This window comes from Microbacterium pullorum (assembly GCF_014836535.1).
GTDB lineage: Bacteria > Actinomycetota > Actinomycetes > Actinomycetales > Microbacteriaceae > Microbacterium > Microbacterium pullorum.
In genome coordinates, this window is record NZ_JACSQP010000001.1 from 405453 (window position 1) to 423246 (window position 17794).

Annotated in this window: 21 protein-coding genes; 11 read left to right on the forward strand and 10 right to left on the reverse strand. The window is 69.5% G+C overall.

Going from position 1 to position 17794, the window contains the following annotated elements:
• Position 1 precedes the first annotated feature (1 nt).
• Positions 2-1459, reverse strand: a complete 1458-nt coding sequence (locus H9651_RS01975; protein WP_191717406.1) for an ADP-ribosylglycohydrolase family protein — start codon at positions 1457-1459, stop codon at positions 2-4.
• Positions 1459-2232, reverse strand: coding sequence for a hypothetical protein (locus H9651_RS01980; protein ID WP_191717407.1), 774 nt, complete (start codon positions 2230-2232; stop codon positions 1459-1461). Before H9651_RS01980 ends, H9651_RS01975 begins: the two co-directional genes overlap by 1 nt.
• A gap of 88 nt (positions 2233-2320) precedes the next feature.
• Here H9651_RS01980 and H9651_RS01985 point away from each other — a divergent pair, with 88 nt between their 5' ends.
• The 4 genes from H9651_RS01985 to arfB all read left to right on the forward strand — a co-directional run bounded on the left by H9651_RS01985 (position 2321) and on the right by arfB (position 4558).
• On the forward strand, positions 2321-2959 hold the full coding sequence (locus H9651_RS01985) for an NUDIX hydrolase (protein ID WP_191717408.1): 639 nt from the start codon (positions 2321-2323) through the stop codon (positions 2957-2959).
• Between the two features lie 88 nt (positions 2960-3047).
• Entirely contained in the window at positions 3048-3719 is a 672-nt protein-coding gene (locus H9651_RS01990; RefSeq protein ID WP_191717409.1) for a VOC family protein, read from the forward strand.
• Positions 3720-3801: 82 nt separating this feature from the next.
• Positions 3802-4116 (forward strand): putative quinol monooxygenase, encoded by a 315-nt coding sequence (locus H9651_RS01995; RefSeq protein WP_191717410.1) that lies wholly within the window; start codon positions 3802-3804, stop codon positions 4114-4116.
• A gap of 4 nt (positions 4117-4120) precedes the next feature.
• Positions 4121-4558, forward strand: a complete 438-nt coding sequence (gene arfB, locus H9651_RS02000) for an alternative ribosome rescue aminoacyl-tRNA hydrolase ArfB (RefSeq protein WP_191717411.1) — start codon at positions 4121-4123, stop codon at positions 4556-4558.
• A gap of 112 nt (positions 4559-4670) precedes the next feature.
• Here arfB and H9651_RS02005 read toward each other — a convergent pair whose 3' ends face one another.
• On the reverse strand, positions 4671-5660 hold the full coding sequence (locus H9651_RS02005) for a helix-turn-helix transcriptional regulator (RefSeq protein ID WP_191717412.1): 990 nt from the start codon (positions 5658-5660) through the stop codon (positions 4671-4673).
• Positions 5661-5758: 98 nt separating this feature from the next.
• Between H9651_RS02005 and H9651_RS02010 the strand changes: the two genes are divergently transcribed.
• Positions 5759-6232 carry a VOC family protein gene (locus H9651_RS02010; RefSeq protein ID WP_191717413.1) on the forward strand — a complete coding sequence of 158 codons (474 nt, stop codon included), beginning with the start codon at positions 5759-5761 and terminating at the stop codon, positions 6230-6232.
• A 25-nt stretch (positions 6233-6257) separates the two neighbouring features.
• On the opposite strand, the gene H9651_RS02015 is transcribed toward H9651_RS02010, so the two are convergent.
• From H9651_RS02015 to H9651_RS02025, 3 genes are all read right to left on the reverse strand, one after another.
• Positions 6258-6620, reverse strand: coding sequence for a rhodanese-like domain-containing protein (locus tag H9651_RS02015; RefSeq protein WP_191717414.1), 363 nt, complete (start codon positions 6618-6620; stop codon positions 6258-6260).
• 39 nt (positions 6621-6659) lie between these two features.
• Entirely contained in the window at positions 6660-7181 is a 522-nt protein-coding gene (locus H9651_RS02020; protein WP_318244720.1) for a DUF4395 domain-containing protein, read from the reverse strand.
• A 175-nt stretch (positions 7182-7356) separates the two neighbouring features.
• On the reverse strand, positions 7357-7548 hold the full coding sequence (locus H9651_RS02025) for a hypothetical protein (RefSeq protein WP_191717415.1): 192 nt from the start codon (positions 7546-7548) through the stop codon (positions 7357-7359).
• Positions 7549-7659: 111 nt separating this feature from the next.
• On the opposite strand from H9651_RS02025, the gene H9651_RS02030 reads away from it, so the two are divergent.
• The 3 genes from H9651_RS02030 (at position 7660) to H9651_RS02040 (ending at position 11313) form a co-directional block, all read left to right on the forward strand.
• Entirely contained in the window at positions 7660-7953 is a 294-nt protein-coding gene (locus tag H9651_RS02030; protein WP_191717416.1) for a metal-sensitive transcriptional regulator, read from the forward strand.
• A 91-nt stretch (positions 7954-8044) separates the two neighbouring features.
• The gene (locus tag H9651_RS02035; RefSeq protein WP_318244721.1) at positions 8045-9463 is read left to right on the forward strand and encodes an MFS transporter; all 1419 of its coding nucleotides are present in this window, start codon (positions 8045-8047) and stop codon (positions 9461-9463) included.
• Positions 9460-11313: a glycoside hydrolase family 15 protein gene (locus H9651_RS02040; RefSeq protein ID WP_191717417.1), complete on the forward strand. Its 1854-nt coding sequence runs from the start codon at positions 9460-9462 to the stop codon at positions 11311-11313. Before H9651_RS02035 ends, H9651_RS02040 begins: the two co-directional genes overlap by 4 nt.
• Before the next feature lie 22 nt (positions 11314-11335).
• Here H9651_RS02040 and H9651_RS02045 read toward each other — a convergent pair whose 3' ends face one another.
• The gene (locus H9651_RS02045) at positions 11336-12358 is read right to left on the reverse strand and encodes a LacI family DNA-binding transcriptional regulator (RefSeq protein WP_191717418.1); all 1023 of its coding nucleotides are present in this window, start codon (positions 12356-12358) and stop codon (positions 11336-11338) included.
• A gap of 134 nt (positions 12359-12492) precedes the next feature.
• Here H9651_RS02045 and H9651_RS02050 point away from each other — a divergent pair, with 134 nt between their 5' ends.
• The 3 genes from H9651_RS02050 (at position 12493) to H9651_RS02060 (ending at position 15653) form a co-directional block, all read left to right on the forward strand.
• Positions 12493-13764 (forward strand): ABC transporter substrate-binding protein, encoded by a 1272-nt coding sequence (locus H9651_RS02050; RefSeq protein ID WP_191717419.1) that lies wholly within the window; start codon positions 12493-12495, stop codon positions 13762-13764.
• A 27-nt stretch (positions 13765-13791) separates the two neighbouring features.
• Positions 13792-14733 (forward strand): carbohydrate ABC transporter permease, encoded by a 942-nt coding sequence (locus tag H9651_RS02055; protein ID WP_191717420.1) that lies wholly within the window; start codon positions 13792-13794, stop codon positions 14731-14733.
• A 98-nt stretch (positions 14734-14831) separates the two neighbouring features.
• Entirely contained in the window at positions 14832-15653 is an 822-nt protein-coding gene (locus H9651_RS02060) for a carbohydrate ABC transporter permease (protein WP_225216292.1), read from the forward strand.
• On the opposite strand, the gene H9651_RS02065 is transcribed toward H9651_RS02060, so the two are convergent.
• From H9651_RS02065 to H9651_RS02075, 3 genes are all read right to left on the reverse strand, one after another.
• On the reverse strand, positions 15650-16333 hold the full coding sequence (locus H9651_RS02065) for an esterase/lipase family protein (RefSeq protein ID WP_318244722.1): 684 nt from the start codon (positions 16331-16333) through the stop codon (positions 15650-15652). The genes H9651_RS02060 and H9651_RS02065 overlap by 4 nt on opposite strands.
• A 19-nt stretch (positions 16334-16352) precedes the next feature.
• Positions 16353-16706 (reverse strand): histone-like nucleoid-structuring protein Lsr2, encoded by a 354-nt coding sequence (locus H9651_RS02070; protein WP_191717422.1) that lies wholly within the window; start codon positions 16704-16706, stop codon positions 16353-16355.
• 89 nt (positions 16707-16795) lie between these two features.
• Positions 16796-17653 (reverse strand): helix-turn-helix transcriptional regulator, encoded by an 858-nt coding sequence (locus H9651_RS02075; protein ID WP_191717423.1) that lies wholly within the window; start codon positions 17651-17653, stop codon positions 16796-16798.
• Positions 17654-17794 lie beyond the last annotated feature (141 nt).

A 17794-nucleotide genomic window follows, 5' to 3' on the forward strand; every position in this document is an offset into this window, starting at 1 on the left:
GTCACGGAGTGATCCTGGCAGATCCACGGGTGGCGGCGCCGCGCTGCGCCAGCCGCGCCACGGCTTCGCGCAGGAACTGCTGCGGTGCGAACCCGGGCAAGGTGCGGCGGACGTCGTCCCATGCCTGATCGAGCGGGATGCCGCGGTGACGAGCGCCGTACAGCGCGGCCACGGCCGAGGTGCGGCTGCGTCCCTCCGCGCAGTGCAGGAACACCCGCTTGCCCTCCCGGCGCAGCTCGGCGACCATGTCCGCGGCATCCGCCAGCACCCTGTCGAGGTTCGCGTTGCGATCGGGCTGGTCGACGAGCCACACCTGAATGCTCTCAGCGTCGGCGGGCATCTGGGCGCGGCCGATGCGACACAGCGAGACGACGGCATCCACCTCATCGGGAAGCCTGTCCAGCGCTGCGAGCGAACCGATCCACACGTCCTCGTCGTGAGGGTGCGGGAACAGGTGGTCGCTGCCGGCATAGACTGTCGCGCGGTCTGCCATCGGCCATCCTTCGCCGTCGCTGCGGCCGTGCCGCGCGGCGAGCACGGCCAGACGCGTGAGCTCGTTCGCGTCGACTCCGGGCCAGCCGTGCAGGCGCCGCCGGAACGACAGCGGCAGGGCCGATCCGCCCCAGATCGCCCCGGCGAGCGAGCCGGCGATCGCGGCGACGGTGTCGGTGTCGCCGCCGCCCCGCACGGCGCGCTCGAGCGCATCGCGCAGCGAGACGGCTCCGCTGATCGCGGCGAGGGCGCCCTGGAACGCCCGGACCACCCATCCGTTGCCGGGTGTGAAGTCGCGCGGGTGGATGCCGGGCGCGGTCGCCTCGTCGATGATCTCGGCCCATCGTGCGCGACGGTCTGCCGGCACCCACGCGAGCTGGCCCCTGATGTCGAGCTCGCCGGTGAGCACCGCGTGCCGGATCGCCAGGCACCACAGCGCGCAGGCATCGACGTTGTCGGGCTCCCAGTGCGTCAGCTGCGCCACGCGTCCGGCGGCGGCAGCGAGGTCGGCGGGGGAGCGGTCGAGGTAGCCGAGCGCGACGGGGCCGGTGCGCATGAGTGACCCATTGCCGCCGCTGCGCCCGGTGCGACGGTGCGCGTTCTCGGACACCGCCCGTGCGGCATCCTCGGTGGCGTCATCGTCGAGGTGGCTGAGCACACCGCGCGTCTGCGTGCCGACGTCCTTCGCGGTGCGCGCCCATTCGCGCCAGTCGGCGAGGATGCGGGCGAGGGCGTGCGGATCGTCGAGCGTGTGACCCTCGGCGAGCTGCATCAGGATGGGCAGGGCCATGCTGGTGTCGTCGGTCCACTCGCCGACGTCGTGGCCGAAGCATCCGACACCGAACTCGGGAGTGAGACTGTCGGGCAGTGCCGGGCCGAACTCGTACCGCGAACCGAGGGCATCGCCGGCGGCCGATGCGAGGATGGCGCCGACGGCGCGGTCGAGCTGCATTGCGGAAAGACGCATCACTGCGCCACCTCCTTCTGTGTGGTGAGCAGTCTGCGCGCGCGACGGTACCGCCGCTGCAGGCGCTCTCGGGTCGGGTCATCGAGTACATGGAGCCGATCACGGCGCGAGCGGTCGTCGATGTCGGCGAGCAGGATCGCCCGGGCGAGCGGGTTGCCCTTGACGCGATCGTAGTGCCGCTGGTCGTCCATGCCGGGTGCGCGGGTGAGCAGCTCGACGAGATGCAGGATCGCGGGGTGGATGCCGGCGGCCGCGAGATCGTCGAACGACAGCGCCGTGCGCTTCACGGTGTCGTGCAACCACGCGGCGGCGTGCGCGAGCGGATGCCGCTGCGGGTCGAAGATCGCGGCGACGCGAGCGAGGTGGACCGAGATCTCGGTGCCGTCCCGGTCGAGCTGTCTACGGTGGGCCAGGAGCGCCAGGCCGCGGGCGAGTGCCACCTGCTCCCGGCCGTCGAACGGCGAGCCCTTCACCGAGCTGCCCGTCGGGGTGAGCGGCAACCGTGCCGGCGCCGCGGCCACCTCGGCGTGCGCGGCGGCATCGGCGGGGTACTCGGTGCGCTCGTAGAAGAACTGCCAGAGCCCATTCACGGGGACGGCGCCCCGGCAGGTGTAGAGCGCGCGGGGGTGCTCCTCGGCCGGCTGGCCGAGAGGCAGCGCCAGGGACGCGTTCGTGTAGGAACCGCCGAGGTCCGGCAGGTCGCCGTACTTCGCGCCGTCGAGCGGTCCACCGAACAGCTCGCAGGGAATCGTGCCCGTCACTCCATCGCCCATGATCATCGCCTCCATTTAACGCAAATCTGATCTAAAAGCAGTATGCACGTCTGCGGTGATTTGCGCAAGAGTGCGCTAAATTGTCGTCATGACAGACGCGCACCAGCCCTCGCGCCGGCCGCTCATCGACTACTCCCGCCCGTCGGTGGCCGTCGATACCGCGGTGCTCACGGTGGTCGATCAATCGCTGTCGGTGCTCCTCGTGCGCGCCGGCGACGACGGGGCACGGTGGCGGCTGCCGGGAACGTTTCTCCATGAGGGGGAGACGCTGCGCGACGCGGTGCTGCGGTCGCTGCGCGTCAAGGCGGGCGTTGCCGGCCTGCAGCCACGACAGCTGCACGTCTTCGACGCACCGGATCGGGACGACCGCGGCTGGGTGCTGTCGGTGGCGCACGTCGACGTGGTGCGCGCCGAGACGCTCCCGGCATCCGACCACATCTGGATCGCGCCGATCAGCGACCTTCCCGACCTGCCGTACGACCACCGCGACATCGTCGACTTTGCCGTAGATGTGCTGCGGTCGGACTATCGCCGAGCACCCGATCCCGGAGCGCTGCTGGACGGACCGTTCACCATGCGTCGCCTGCGGCTCGTGCACGAAGCCGTGCTGGGGGAGAAGCTCGTGCCTGACACGTTCCGACGGGCGATGACGCCGGCGCTGCGCGCGACGGGTCGGATGCTCGTCGAGGGGCGTGGGCGGCCGGCCGAACTGTTCGAGCGGGTCTGACGCGACGACGCTTGTCCTCAGGACGCAAGGATCTCCCGCGTCCGACCCCGGGAGTACCGTGGGCCCCGCCGCGATCGAAGGAGATCCCATGAGTGAGTCCACGAGCGAGTCCGCCCGCATCTCCGCGGCGCAGTTCCACCGAGCGCCCGACGTCTCCGACTGGCGGGTCACCGAGGCGGGACCGGTCGCCGTCTTCACCGCGAGCTCGCTGGCGCAGGCCGCGGCGCTCGTGGCGCCGACGGTTGCTGCCGCCGAGCGATTCGGCATCCTGCCCGACATCGACCTGCGCCCCGAGGCGGTCATCGTGCGGGTCGCCTCCCGCGACTTCGACGGCATCCCGGCGGCCGCACCGCAGTTCGCCGCGGCGGTGTCTGCGGCTGCGGCCGAGCTGTCGCTGACACCCGACCCCTCGCGCGTGCAGACGATCGGGATCTACGTCGCCCAGCACTCCGAGGCCGACGTGCGGCCCTTCTTCCTCGCCGCGCTCGGCTACGAGCCGCTCGGCGAGACCGATGCCGTCGACCCCCTGCGCAGCGGGCCGCAACTCGCGTTCAACCCGATCGCGGGCGACAACCCAGCACGCGGTCGCACGCACTTCGACGTCTTCGTGCCGGCCGATCAGGCGCAGGCGCGGGTGGACGCCGCGCTCGCCGCCGGCGGCAGGCTGGTCGACGACTCGAATGCTCCGGCCTGGTGGTCGCTCGCGTCGCCGGACAACCACGGGGTCGACATCGCCTCGTGGACCGACACACAGGGGTGACGACCCGACCTCTCCCGTGACCGCCGCGCTCGATGGTGCGACGCCGTCGCGACCGGTACGGGACCACCCGTAGCCTGAACGCATGCCCGACGTGACCCTCACCGGCCAGCTCCTCTGCCGCAGCGCCGACGAGGACGCGCTCGTGCGCGAGCACCTCCCACGCCACGTCGCGCTCACCCGCGCAGAGCCGGGATGCCTCGCCTTCGACGTCGCCCCCACCGGCGAGCCGGGGGTGTGGGACGTGGCCGAGCGATTCCGCGACGAGACGTCGTTCCGCGCCCACCAGGAGAGGGTCGCGGCCAGCGAGTGGGGCGCCCACACCGCCGGCATCGAGCGCCGGTACACCGTGCGAGGCCTGGACGCCGCCTCAGCCGGGGCCGCAGAACCGCAAGAATGAAGGCATGCCCGCTGTACACCGCCCCGGACTGCGCGTCACACCCGCGCTGACGATCGCGGAGTCGGAGCTGACCTGGCGGTTCTCACGCTCGTCGGGCCCCGGTGGGCAGGGCGTGAACACGACGGACTCGCGGGTGGAGCTGGTGTGGGATGCCGCCGGCTCGCCGTCACTGACCCCACACCAGCGCGAGCGGATCCTGCAGCGGCTGACGGGCCGGCTCGTCGGGGGAGTGCTGACCATCACGGCATCCGAACATCGAGCGCAGGCCCGCAACCGGGATGCCGCCCGGGAGCGGCTGGCGGCGCTGGTCGCCGACGCGGTGCGCCCGGCGGAGCCACCCCGCCGCGCCACCAAGCCGACGCGCGGCGCGAAGGAACGGCGGCTGACCGCGAAGAAGCAGCGCACCGACACCAAGCGGCTGCGTCGGCGACCGGAGGACTGACCGGCGTGCGCGTCTGTGGGGACCGGCCGCCTCCGGTCGTTGAGCGAGGGAGCGCAGCGACCGAGACGAAACGTGGTTCCGGTGGTGGGGCGTTTCGTCTCGCTGCGCTCGCTCAACGACCGGAAGCCTCACGCCCGAACCGCTCCGCCAGTCGGGTGAACGCGTCGGCCAGCTCGGGCGGCCCGACCACCTCGAGGTCGGCGTCGAAGCGCGCCAGCGCCGCTGCGAGCGACACCCACGACCAGGACCCCGCGGTGTAGCGGCACCAGTCGGGTGCGATGTCCTCGACCACGCCGTCCCCGGCGAACGGCAGCACGTCGCGGGCGGGCAGCCGCAGCAACACCGTCCCCACGCACGGCCACGCGTCGGACTGCGCAGAACCCTTGAACCGCGCGGCCACGAAGGCCGCCGCGTCGCCGCCGGGCACCTCCCGCGGCACGAAAGCCAGCCGCGTCGGTGTGCGCGGCGTCATGCGGTCCGCGCGGAAGATGCGCCAGTCGCCCAGGTCGAGGTCCCAAGCGAGCAGATACCAGCGGCCCTGCGACGCCACGAGATGGTGCGGTTCCACCCGGCGCGCCGGCGGGGAACCGGCATCCGATGTCGTATCCGAGGCACGCGGGTCGGCGTAGTCGAACCGCAACACTTCGTGTGCGCGGACCGCGGCCGACAGGGCGATCAGCACGTCAGGCGAGACCGACGGCGCAGGCCCGGCGCCGGTGTGCGCGAGCGTGGTGAACGACACGGCATCCATGCGCCGGCGCACGCGTGACGGCATGACCTGGCGCACCGTGGTGAGCGCCCGCAGTGCGGCCTCGCCGATCTCGGTGCCCGACATCGCGGCCGCCTGCAGCGCGATCGCGAGCGCCAGAACCTGGTCATCGTCGAAGAGCAGCGGGGGCAGCTCGCTGCCGGCATCCAATCGGTAGCCGCCATCGGGACCCATCGTCGTGTCGATGCGGTAGCCCATCTCGCGCAGCCGCTCGATGTCGCGGCGCACCGTGCGGTGGCTGATGTGCAGGCGCTCGGCGAGCACTGCGCCGGGCCAGTCGCGCCTCGTCTGCAGCAGCGACAGCAGAGTGAGCAATCGCGAGGTCGTGGTCACGTCTTGACCCTAAGACGAATGGAGGACCGAAACAGTCCTATACGAGTGGAAACGTGACTGCTGTCGGAACACCGGCGTCCCCCTGATGAGGAGCAGACATGACCATCACCACGACCACGCACCTGAACTTCCGCGGCACCGCCCGCGCGGCGCTGCAGTTCTATCACTCCGTCTTCGGCGGCACGCTGGCGGTCACCCGCTACAGCGACGTCGGAATGCCGGCCGGTGCGCCGGGCGCCCAGAACGTCGTCTTCGGGCAGCTCGAGAGCGACAGCGGATTCCGCGTCATGGCGTACGACATCCCCGGCGCGAGCGAGGGGACGACGGATGCCGCGCATGCCGGACACACCCGACGCGCGAACGGCGTCACCCTCACGGACCAGCCGTTCTTCCTCTCCGCGCGCGGCGACACGATCGACGAGGTGCAGCAGTACTGGGCGGCGCTGGCCGAGGGCGCTGCGGTGATCGAGCCGCTGGCAGCTTCGGCGTGGAGCCCCGGGTTCGGCATGCTCACCGATCGCTTCGGCGTGACGTGGATCCTCGACGTGGCCGCCACGCGCGGCGGCCGCTGATTGGAGCGGGAACACCCGGTGTCGCTCAGCGAACGACAGGCAGCCCCGTCGCCTCGGCAGCAGCGTCGATCGAACCGAGGTCGGTGACGTCGTCGAATCCGGCATCCACCATCAACCGTGTCGCCTGCGACGAGCGGTTGCCCGAGGCGCAGTACACCAGGTACTCGGCGTCGGGGTCGAGCTCATCCAGCGATGCGGCCAGCTCGCCGCCGTTGAGGTCGTACGACACCGCCCCGTCGAGGTGACCGTCGACATACTCCGAGGGGGTGCGCACATCGATGATGATCGTGTCGTCACCGACGGCGACCGGCTCGGCCGGGGCGGCGCAGCCGACGAGGGTGAGGCTGAGGGCGACGGCGCCGACGAGGGCGGGGAACAGGCGCGACATCGGATTCCTTGGGGTCAGAAGAGCGAAGGGGGAGCGGGATCAGCGGGTGATGCAGGCGTCGCCGGCGCAGTGCTGCGGCGGCGTGCGGGTGAAGAGGCGCTGCAAGTGGCATCCGGGACAGATGCCGAAGGCGGTCTCGACGAACAGGAGCGACAGGCACGTGCCGCACAGCGCGAGCACGAGGGCGAAGGGGGCGGCGAACAGGCCCATTCCGGCGCAGGTCACCAGGCCCAGGCCGATGCCCAGCCACCAGGCGAACTCCTTCTGCGGCGCCCCGACCCATTCCGGTCGCTGACGCCGAACGATGAGACGGCCGAGCGTGAGCGAGGGCGACCAGCGGTCACCGGCGACCACGCGCAGCATCATGTCGACGAGGAACAGGATGCCGAAGGGCTGCAGCGGCTGAGTCGACCCCGTCGCCGCGGCGAACCCGAACGCGGTCGCGCCGCCGAGGAAGAGGATTCCTGCGGCGGCGCGAACGGCGCGCTCATTGATGACGGGTACGGCGTACCCGTCGACGATCGTGCCGATGTGGGGTGCTGCCGAGGCAGCAGCCGTCACGATCCGCAGGAGCAGCGGTCGGCGACGGCGACGCCCGCGAGGGCTTGTTCGACGTGCTGGCCGCAGCCGTCCCAGGTCGGCTTGCCGCACTGGGGGCAGGTGACGCGTGCGCACATGGTGTGTTCCTATTCGGGTCGGGTGTGGTCGGATCGAGTGGGGTGTGGAGGCGCTGGAGTCAGCGGCTGAACAGGCGGGAGAAGAAGCCGCCGCCGCTGCGCTGCGCCTGTGCCGCGGCGATCTGGTCGGGGCTGTGCTTGCCGTTGCACCAGTCCGACACCGGCACGGTGTTCTTCACGCTCTGCACGTGCTGGCCGCAGCCGGTCCACGTCGTCTTGCCGCAGACGCGGCAGGTCACTGCTCGACACATGTCGTGTGTTCCTTCGTTGCGAGGGGAGGCCGGGATACCCCCGGGGGTATTCACACCATACCCCGTGGGGTATCGTTGCTGTCAAATCGGCTCCCCTGGAAGAGGTTCCCCATGACCGACGTCACCGCCACGGCAGACGCTGCCCTACACGACCCCGATGCGCAGCGCAAGATCGCCAACCGGCTGCGTCGCGCGCACGGCCAGCTTGCGGCGGTCATCGCGGCGGTGGAGTCGGATGCCGCATGTCGCGACGTCGTGCAGCAGCTCTCCGCCGTGTCGAAGGCACTCGATCGTGCCGGGTTCCTCGTGATCTCCACGGCGCTGAAGGAGTGCCTCGCCGACCCCCAGGCCGAGGGCGGGTCGAACCCCGAGGAACTGGAGAAGCTCTTCCTCTCGCTCGCCTGAGACCCCTGGTGGCGACGGACGCGCGACGGTACCATTCGAGCGTCGTCGGGCAGGGGTGCGCCATGCAGAGACTCGGACTGGGGTAGGGCCGGTGTCCTCGCGCCCCGCAGTGCCGCACACCGCCACTCCGGGCTGGACGTTGCTTCCCCTCGCGCTCGCACAGTTCATCTGCTCGTTCGCCGGATCGAACATGAACGTGATGCTCACCGACATGAGCCGCGACCTCGACACCACGGTGCAGGGCATCCAGGTGTCCATCACGCTGTTCCTGCTGGTGATGGCCGCGCTGATGATCCCCTTCGGCAAGCTCACCGACCTCTTCGGACGCAAGTTCTGCTTCATCCTCGGGCTCGCCGTCTACGGCGTCGGAGCCATCGTCAGCGCGCTCGCGCCCGGTCTCGGCATCCTCATCCTCGGCAACTCGATCCTCGAGGGTGCCGGCACGGCGCTGCTGATCCCGCCGGTCTACATCCTCGTGACGATGTATTGGACCGGCCTGGCCGAACGGGTGCGCGCCTTCGGCGTCGTCAGCGCCGCCGGCGGCATCGGAGCGGCGACCGGGCCGCTCATCGGCGGCTGGATCACCGCAGCGATCAGCTGGCGTGCCGCGTTCATCTTCCAGGCCCTCATCATCGTGGTGATCCTGCTGCTGGCCTTGCGCATGAAGGATCCGCGCCCGGCCGAGCGCGGCCGCCCCTACGACGTGCTCGGCGCCGTGCTGTCGGGGTCGGGCCTCATCATCTTCGTCCTCGGCATCCTCGCCGCCGACAACGACCTGCTGCTCTCCCTCGGGCTCATGGCCGCCGGTGCCGGCGTGATCGCGGTGTTCTTCTGGTGGGTGCGCCGCCTCGAGCGGGCCGGGCGCGAACCATTGCTGTCGACCGCGCTGTTCCGCAACCGCATCTCGAACATGGGCCTGATCACCCAGAACTTCCAGTGGCTGCTGCTGATGGGCACGTCGATGCTCGTGGCCAGCCAGTTGCAGGTCGTGCGCCAGTACGACGCCATCGAGACGGGGGTGATCTTCAGCGCGGCGACCCTCGGCATCCTCGTCTCCTCGCTCACCGCCGGTCGCCTGGTGAAGCGCTTCGCGCAGCGGTCGATGATCATCGTCGGGTTCATCGCCACGGGCGCCGGCCTGCTGGGACTGCTGCTGGTCGCCGCGGTCCCCGGGGCGTGGGCGTACGCGCCGGGGCTGCTGGTCCTCGGCCTCGGGGTCGGCCTCATGCTCACCCCCAGCGTCAACATCGTGCAGTCCGCCTTCCCCGAAGAGCAGCAGGGCGAGATCTCGGGCCTGTCGCGCAGCGTGTCGAACCTCGGGTCGAGCTTCGGCACCGCCATCGTCGGCACCGTGCTGGCGGTGGCGTACGCCGGCCCCGCCGACGGCTACGGGCTGGCGATGACGCCGCTGCTGGTGGTGGCAGCCGCCGGCGCCGTGGTCGCCATATTCCTGCCGGGGCGAACAGCATCCGTCGCGGCTGAACCCGCCCAAGGAGAGGTCCGCTCATGAACGAGTACCCCGACATCGCCGACCACGGCCTCATCGGAGACCTGCAGACGGCTGCGCTCGTGACCACCGACGGCACCATCGACTGGTTCTGCAGCCCGCGCTTCGACTCGCCGAGCATCTTCGGGGCCCTGCTCGACAAGGAACGCGGCGGTCACTTCAGCGCGCGGGCGCGGGGCGAGAACGTCAAGACGAAACAGCTCTACTTTCCCGACACCGCCATCCTCATCACCCGGTTCATGACCGAGGACGGGGTGGGGGAGGTCATCGACTACATGCCGGTCGCCTCCGACACCCCGAGCGAGAGGCATCGGCTCGTGCGGCAGCTGACGTGCGTGCGCGGCTCGATCGTGTTCGACATCGCCATCGCCCCCCGCTTCGACTACGGGCGGCAGCCGCACGAGGTGACGGTCACCGACGATGGCGCCATGTTCACCGCGGGCGAGACGACGATGACCCTCAACCTCATCCGCGACGCCGATCTGGAGCGACTCGCACGGGCCGAGCAGACGGATGCCGGTGACCTGCGGTTCACGCTCAGCCTGGTGCAGGGCCAGACACGCGGCCTCGTCCTGGAAATGAACGGTGCGCCCGAGCCGCGTGCCGTGCCCGTCGACGAAGCCCGGCGGCTGCTCGATGACACCGCGCACTACTGGCAGGACTGGATCGGCCGCTCCACCTACGACGGCCGTTGGCGCGAAGAGGTCGAACGCTCAGCCATCACCCTGAAACTGCTCACCTACGCGCCCTCCGGCGGGCTCGTCGCCGCGCCGACGGCCGGGCTTCCCGAGCAGATCGGCGGCGAACGCAACTGGGACTACCGCTTCACCTGGGTGCGCGACGCGTCGTTCTCGGTGACCACGCTGGTGCGGCTCGGCTTCTACGACGAGGCGGCGGCATTCGGTCGCTGGCTGCGCGACCGCATCGCCGAACAGGCGGGCTCGGACACCGGGCCGCTGAACATCATGTACCGCATCGACGGCGACCCGCACCTGTCGGAGGAGTCCCTCGAGGCGTGGGAAGGCTACCGGCAGTCCTTCCCGGTGCGCGTCGGCAACGACGCCGCCGGGCAGTTGCAGCTGGACATCTACGGCGAGGCGCTGGACGCCCTCTGGCACGCCCACAACGCCGGTATCGCCATCGGTCAGCCCGGCTGGATCGCCATCGGCTCGCTGCTGGATTGGCTGGCCGACAACTGGGATCAGCCCGAGGAAGGCATCTGGGAGACCCGGGGCGGCCGCAAGGATTTCACCTACGGGCGACTCATGTGCTGGGTGGCCTTCGACCGCGCCATCCGCCTCGCCGTCGCTTACGGCCGGCCCGCCCCGCTCGCCCGCTGGACCGAGCAGCGCGACGCCGTCTACAACCAGATCATGACGAAGGGGTGGAACCCCGAACGCCGCACGTTCGTGCAGCAGTACGGCGAGACCGTACTCGACGCGTCGCTGCTGAAGATGACGCAGGTCGGGTTCATCTCGCCGCAGGACCCGATGTGGCTCGACACCCTCGCGGCGATGGAGACCGAACTGGTCTCCGACAGCCTCGTGTACCGCTACGACCCCAGCGCGTCACCCGACGGGCTGCGGGGATCGGAGGGCACGTTCTCGCTGTGCACGTTCCTCTACGTCGACGCCCTCGCGCGCGCCGATCGCCTCGACGCCGCGCGCCTCACGTTCGAGAAGATGCTCACCTACGCCAACCACCTCGGGCTCTACTCGGAGGAGATCGCCCCCACCGGCGAGCAGATCGGCAACTTCCCGCAGGCGTTCACCCATCTGGCCCTCATCGATGCCGCGTTGACCCTCGACGAGCACCTCGCCGCACGCCGGCCGGGGCGCCGCACCAATCCCTGACGCCGCCCCCCCGACGGCCGAGTCAGCGGGGCAGGGGAGCGGTGGTGGCGCGCGGAACGAGCATGGTCGGCACGGTCACGCGCTCGTCCACCGGCGTGCCGGCGATCAGGGCGAGGGTCATGAGCGCCGCCGTCGCACCCTGCAGTGCGGCCGGCTGCGCGATCGTGGTCAGGTCGGTGAGTGCAGCCAGGGGATGATCGTCGATGCCGATGACCGACACATCCTCGGGCACCCGCAGCCCCGCACGGCGCACCGTGCGGATCGCGGCCAGCGCCATTTCGTCGGAGTGCACGAACACCGCCGTCGGCGGTTCGGGCGCGCTGAGGAGCTTGCCCATCGCGAGGGCGGCGGCCTCGGAATCCCACGGGATGCGCACCGTGAGCGCGGGATCGAGCGGGATGCCGGCACGCGCGAGCGCCGCACGGAACCCCTCTGAGCGGTCGATCTCGGCGCGCCACTCGGGGATCGACGGCGGCACCGCCTCGATCATCCCGATGCGGCGGTGGCCGAGCGCCAGCAGGTGCGCCGCCGCCTGTCGGGACGCCTCGACATCGTCGATGCGCACGAACGGAAACGTCGTGTGTCGTCCGCTGACCGACACCACGTGCACCCGCAGCGCCTCGAGTGCCTGCTGCTCGGTGTCATCGACCGGCATCCCCACGACGATGACGGCATCGACCTTGCGCCGGGTGGGAAGGTCGCGGAAGAAACCGTGGCGTGCGTCGGCATCGGGCACCTGATACAGCAGCACGTCCATCCCGGCCCGCCGCAGCTCCCGCTCGATCCCCTCGACCACGGCGCCGAAGAACCATCTCGAGGCCTGCGGAATGAGTACCGCCACCCGTCCGGTCGCGCCCCGGGCGAGCTTCGACGCCTCGGGATGCACCACGTACCCCATCTCGTGGGCGATCTCACTGACGCGTCGCCGCGTGGCCTCCGACACTCCGTACGCGCCGCTGAGCGCGCGGGAGACGGTGGCCATGCCCACGCCGGCGCGCTCGGCGACATCCGCCATGTTGACCATCGGCTGACCGGGCACTCCCATGTGTCAGAGGATAACTCTCCGGAAGCGGTTGCGAAGGCTGTTCATTGACGTCGCGGTATCCGTATGGTTCCATCATCGGAAGCGCTTCCCATGCCGCGATACGCCATCCAACGAAGCTGGCGGAAGGACAACGGATGTCTGGTTCGCAACGTTCACGAAGGCGGCTCCTGCGCGCCACTGCGATCTCCGCCACGCTCGCCGCGGCGCTGAGTCTCGCCGCCTGCGCCGGGGGTTCGGGCCCGGCAGAGATCAGGTTCCACCTGAGCAAGCCGGAGGCCATTCCGTATTTCCGCGAGCTCATCGCCGACTACAACGCGTCGCAGGACGATGTGCGCGTCGTGTTCGACACCTCGTCGAACCTGCAGGCGGGATTCTTGCGGGGCAACCCGCCCGATCTCGGACTGCTCAACTACAACATGGAGATGGCCCGCTTCATGGAGCGGGGGGCGCTCAGCGATCTGAGCGACATGCCCGAGGCCGACCGGATCCTCCCCGAGGTGCAGGACCTCGTCGACCAGTACGCGACGTATCCCGGGCGCACGAGCGTGCTGCCGTACTCGGTGATGGCGGCATCGGTCATCTACAACAAGGAGATCTTCGAGCAGCAGGGGCTCGAGGTGCCGCAGACCTGGGACGAGCTGCAGGCGGTGTGCGAGCAGCTGAGCGCGGCGGGCATCACACCGTTCTACGCCACGTTCAAGGACCCGTGGACGGTCGGCCAGGGCTGGTTCGACTACACCGTCGGGGGCTCCATCGACGTGGCCGGCTTCTTCGACGAGATGAACGACCTCGGTACCGAGGTCGGCCCCGACTCCGACGTGTCGTTCCAGACGACTCTCGTCGACCCGGTGGACCGGATGACGCAGCTCACCGAGAACTACGTCAACCCCGACGCCGCCAGTCGCGCCTACGGCGACGGCAACCTCGCGTTCGCGAAGGGCGAGGCGGCGATGTACCTGCAGGGGCCGTGGGCGTTCGGCGAGATCGCGAAGACGAACGACGCGATGCAGCTGGGCACCTTTCCGCTGCCGATGACGGATGACCCCGACGACCTGCGGGTGCGGGTGAACATCGACCTCGCGGCGTGGATCCCCGAGGCCTCGCAGCACAAGCAGGAGGCGCGGGACTTCTTGAGCTATCTCTTCGACAAAGACGTCATGGACGAGTACAACGCGGCCTTCCTCGGGTACGGCACCACCACCGACTCGGCCCCCGTCACCGACGAGCGCATCATCGGCATGAAGGAGTACTACGACCAGGCGCGGTTCTACCAGGGACCGTCCAAAGCCATCCCGCTGACCATCCCGACCGACAACTACATGCAGGGCATCGTGACCGGCTCCGACGTCGAGGGGACGTTGCAGGTCATGGATGCCGACTGGGCGCGGCTGGCCTTGCGCCAGTAGCCCGGTGGACCGAGGGGATAACAGATCATGGCAACGATTCCGGCGGCGATCCCCACTCCGGTGGCGGCGAGGCCGACCAAGAACGCCGCATCCACCGAGCCGCGCACGGGGCGGCGAAAGGTCGACGGGGTCTACTACCTCTTCCTCCTGCCCCCGCTCATCATGTTCACCCTGGCGATCACGCTCCCCGCGGTCATCGGCATCTTCTTCAGCTTCACCAACTCCATCGGCTTCGGAGATTGGGAGTTCATCGGGCTGATCAACTACATCGCCGTCTTCAGCGACCCGGCGATCCTGCAGAGCTACCTGTTCACGTTCTTCTTCGCCATCGTGACGGTGCTCGTCGTCAACGCGGTGGCCTTCCTCCTCGCCGTCGGGCTGACCTCCCGCATCCGGCTGAAGACGGGGCTGCGGGCGGTGTTCGTGATCCCGATGGTCATCTCCGGCATCATCATCGCCTACGTCTTCAATTTCCTCTTCTCCAATTCCCTGCCGGCATTGGGCACGTCGTGGGGCGTCGGCTGGCTGAGCGAGAGCATTCTGGCCAACCCCGATCTGGCGTGGGTCGCGATCGTGGTGGTGGCGGCCTGGCAGGCGATCCCCGGCACACTCCTCATCTACATCGCCGGGCTGCTGTCGATCCCGGGTGAGGTCTACGAAGCCGCCGACCTCGACGGGGCGGGCAAGCTGCAGCAGCTGCTGCGCATCACGCTGCCGCTCGTGGCCGGGTACGTCGTGATCAACATGATCCTCGGCTTCAAGAACTTCCTGAACGCCTACGACATCATCGTCGGCCTCACCAACGGCGGACCCGGCACCGCCACCCGCAGCATCGCGATGACGATCTTCACCGGCTTCTCCGGGGGCGACTACGCCTACCAGATGGCCAACGCGACGATCTTCTTCCTCATCGCGATCGTGCTGTCCCTGCTGCAACTGCGCCTCACCCGCGGAAGGAACGTGTTCTGATGTCCTCCACGCAGCTCGCCCTCGCCATCGAGGACGTCGACGCCCAACGCATCCTCGACGGTGACCGTCCGCGCAAGCGCGGCTCCGGGCGCTTCCGCATGGAGCGGGTCAACTGGTCCGGCACCATCCTGCTCATCCTCTGCGCGCTGACCGTGCTCGTGCCGCTGTACGTCACGATCTCGATGGCCTTCAAGACGCAGTCGCAGGCGGTCGACGGCAACGCGTTCACCTGGCCTGCGCCCTTCAGCGTCGACGGCTTCGTCGAGGCGTGGGAGCTGACCGACTTTCCCCGCGCCTTCCTCATCTCGGTGCTGGTGACCGCGTTCACCGTCGCCGGCACCGTGCTGCTGGCGGCGCTCGCGTCGTTCGCGATCTCCCGCAACTGGGACCGCAAGCTCTTCCGCTACTCCTTCTACTACCTGCTCGCCGCGATGTTCCTGCCGTTCCCGGTGGTGGCGCTGCCGCAGATCCAGCTCAGCGGGCTCACCGGACTGGACAACCCGGTGGGGGTGACGATCCTCCACATCATGTTCCAGCTGAGCTTCAGCATCCTGCTGTTCACCGCCTTCTTGCGCTCCATCCCCGCCGAGCTCGAAGAGAGCGCACGCATCGACGGCGCCAGCACCTGGCAGACCTTCCGCTACCTCGTCTTCCCGCTGCTGGCACCCATGAGTGCGACGGTGGGCATCTTCGCGTTCCTGGCATCGTGGAACGACTTCATGATGCCGTCGCTCATCATCTCCGACCCCGCGTCGCAGACACTGCCGGTGGTGCAGAACATCTTCCAGACCCAGTTCAGCAACAACTACAACGTGGCGTTCGCGTCGTACCTCATGGCGATGGCGCCCGCGATCGTGGTCTACCTGTTCACGCAGCGATGGGTGATGGAAGGCGTCACCCAGGGAGCGGTCAAAGGCTAGAGCGCGCCGGGGGAGCGGGCGAGCAGGGAGAACTCCGCCAGCACGCGCGGGTGCGCGAGGATGCGGAAGTGTCCGCCGGTCTCCAGACGCACGTTCTTGCCGCCGGGCAGATCGCTGCCCTCGGGGATGTGCGGGTCGAAGCGGCCGTAGATCGACACGATGCGGGTGTTCACGGCGGCCTGCTTCGCCAGCGACACGATCGTTGGATCGGCGGGGGAGAAGATGCGCAGCGTCGGCGTCCACAGCAGCCGGGCGTAGCGGGAGCCGCCGAACGGGGTCGCCACCGCGACCATGCCCCGCACGCGTGCCGCGGCGGGCCCGAGCATGACCTGCTTGCCCACGAGCCCGCCCTTGCTGTGCGCCACGATCACGACGTCGCGCAGATCACGCGTCTCGAGGTAGGCGGTGACCTGTTCGGCCGCGTCGACCACCGGTCGATCGTTGCGCTTGAGGTCATCGAGCACGTGCAGCGGATGCCCGCGTCGATGCACCTCCACCGCGAGCGGCTGCATGAACTTCCACGTCTCGTAGATGCCGGGCAGCACGATCACCGGCACCCGATCGCCGGTGTGGAGTGCATCGGGCGGCGTGCGATCCAGCAACGCGCGAGTCTGCCAATAGAGGGCGTAGGAATAGTCGCGCGCCCACCACCACGCGCCCTTCGCCGCGGTGGAGATCACGCTGCCGGAGGAACGCCGATCAGTGGGCGGCTTCGTACGCCTCGAGCACGGCTGCGGGCACGCGCCCACGTTCGGAAACGGTGTAGCCGTTGGACTTTGCCCATTCGCGTACGGGGCCGTAATCGTGCTGACCGGTGCGACGGCGCTTGCGTGCGGAATCGGAGGTGCCGGACGTGCCGCGCCCGCCCGATACCCGGCGACCCGCAGACACATAGGGGGCCAGCGCGTCGCGCAAGCTCTGAGCGTTCTCGTCGGTCAAATCGATCTCATACGCGATGCCGTCGAGTGAGAACAATACGGTCTCTCCCGATCCGACTTCGAGTTCGGTTCCGTCGAGATCGTCGACGAGTTGATGCACAATTCTGCGAGCCATGGGCACACCATACTGGTGTCAATGCCGGTCACGATAGTAGGGTGCGTTCTCAATTCGGCGTGTCGGCGATTCAGGGTGAATTGTCGCCGTCACGGAAGAATACCGGCGCGGCGGGCACGCATCACCGCGGCATGGCGCGTCGAGGCATCCAGCTTCGCCATCGCCGACGCGAGGTAGGACTTCACGGTGCCCTCTTTGAGACCGAGGGCCGCAGCGATCTCGCCGTTGGTGGAGCCGAGGGCGCAGCAGGCGAGCACGTCGATCTCACGCGGGGACAGGTTGGTGTCGACCTTCTCAGCGGGACCGGATGCGTCGGAGGAGAGGGTGGCCAGCCGCTGCTCGAGCCGGGCGAGGCGCTCGCGGATGCCGGCGTCGTCCACGGTCGCGGCGATGCTGCGCAGTTCCGCGTAGCTCTCGCGCAACTCCTCGCGCGCCGCGGCGGGCAGGGAGGATGCCGCAGCGGGCGGCGCCGCGAGGGCGAGGCGCCGCCGCACCTCGTCGCGCACCCGCAACTCGGTGCCGAGCGACTCCGCCGCTGTGAACGCCGGACGCGACACCACATCGCCCACGGGGGAGCGGTGCCACGAACCGCAGTAGATGACACCGCGCGCGCGCCCGGCGACCATCACCGGAACGGCGAGCAGCGTGGAGATGCCCTCGCCGAGGATCGCGCGGTCGTAGTCGTGCGTGATGGAACGGCTGGTGCGGTACTCCAGGGCGAGGCGCGGGCGGCCCTCGACGAACGAGGCGCCGCCGAGACCCTTGCTCGCCTGCACCACGAGTCCCTCGATGCTGTGGGTGCGGGCGCCGGCGATGGCGGTGATGTGCACGGCCCCGGCATGCTCCAGACCGGCGAACACGACGGGGAAGCGGGTGCGGCGGGAGAGGTCGCCGACGGCGCGCGCCAGCAGCTGCTCGTCGCTTTCGACTCCGGTCTGTGCAGCCACGCACTACCTACTTCCGGGGGTGACGGCGTCGTCGCCGCCTTCGTAGCGTCGACGCTATCACGCGGTCGGCGAGCGCATACCGGGCTTTTCGGGCGTCGTGACCCCTCTCGCAATGGGCGCCGCACCGCCGCGGAACCCGAG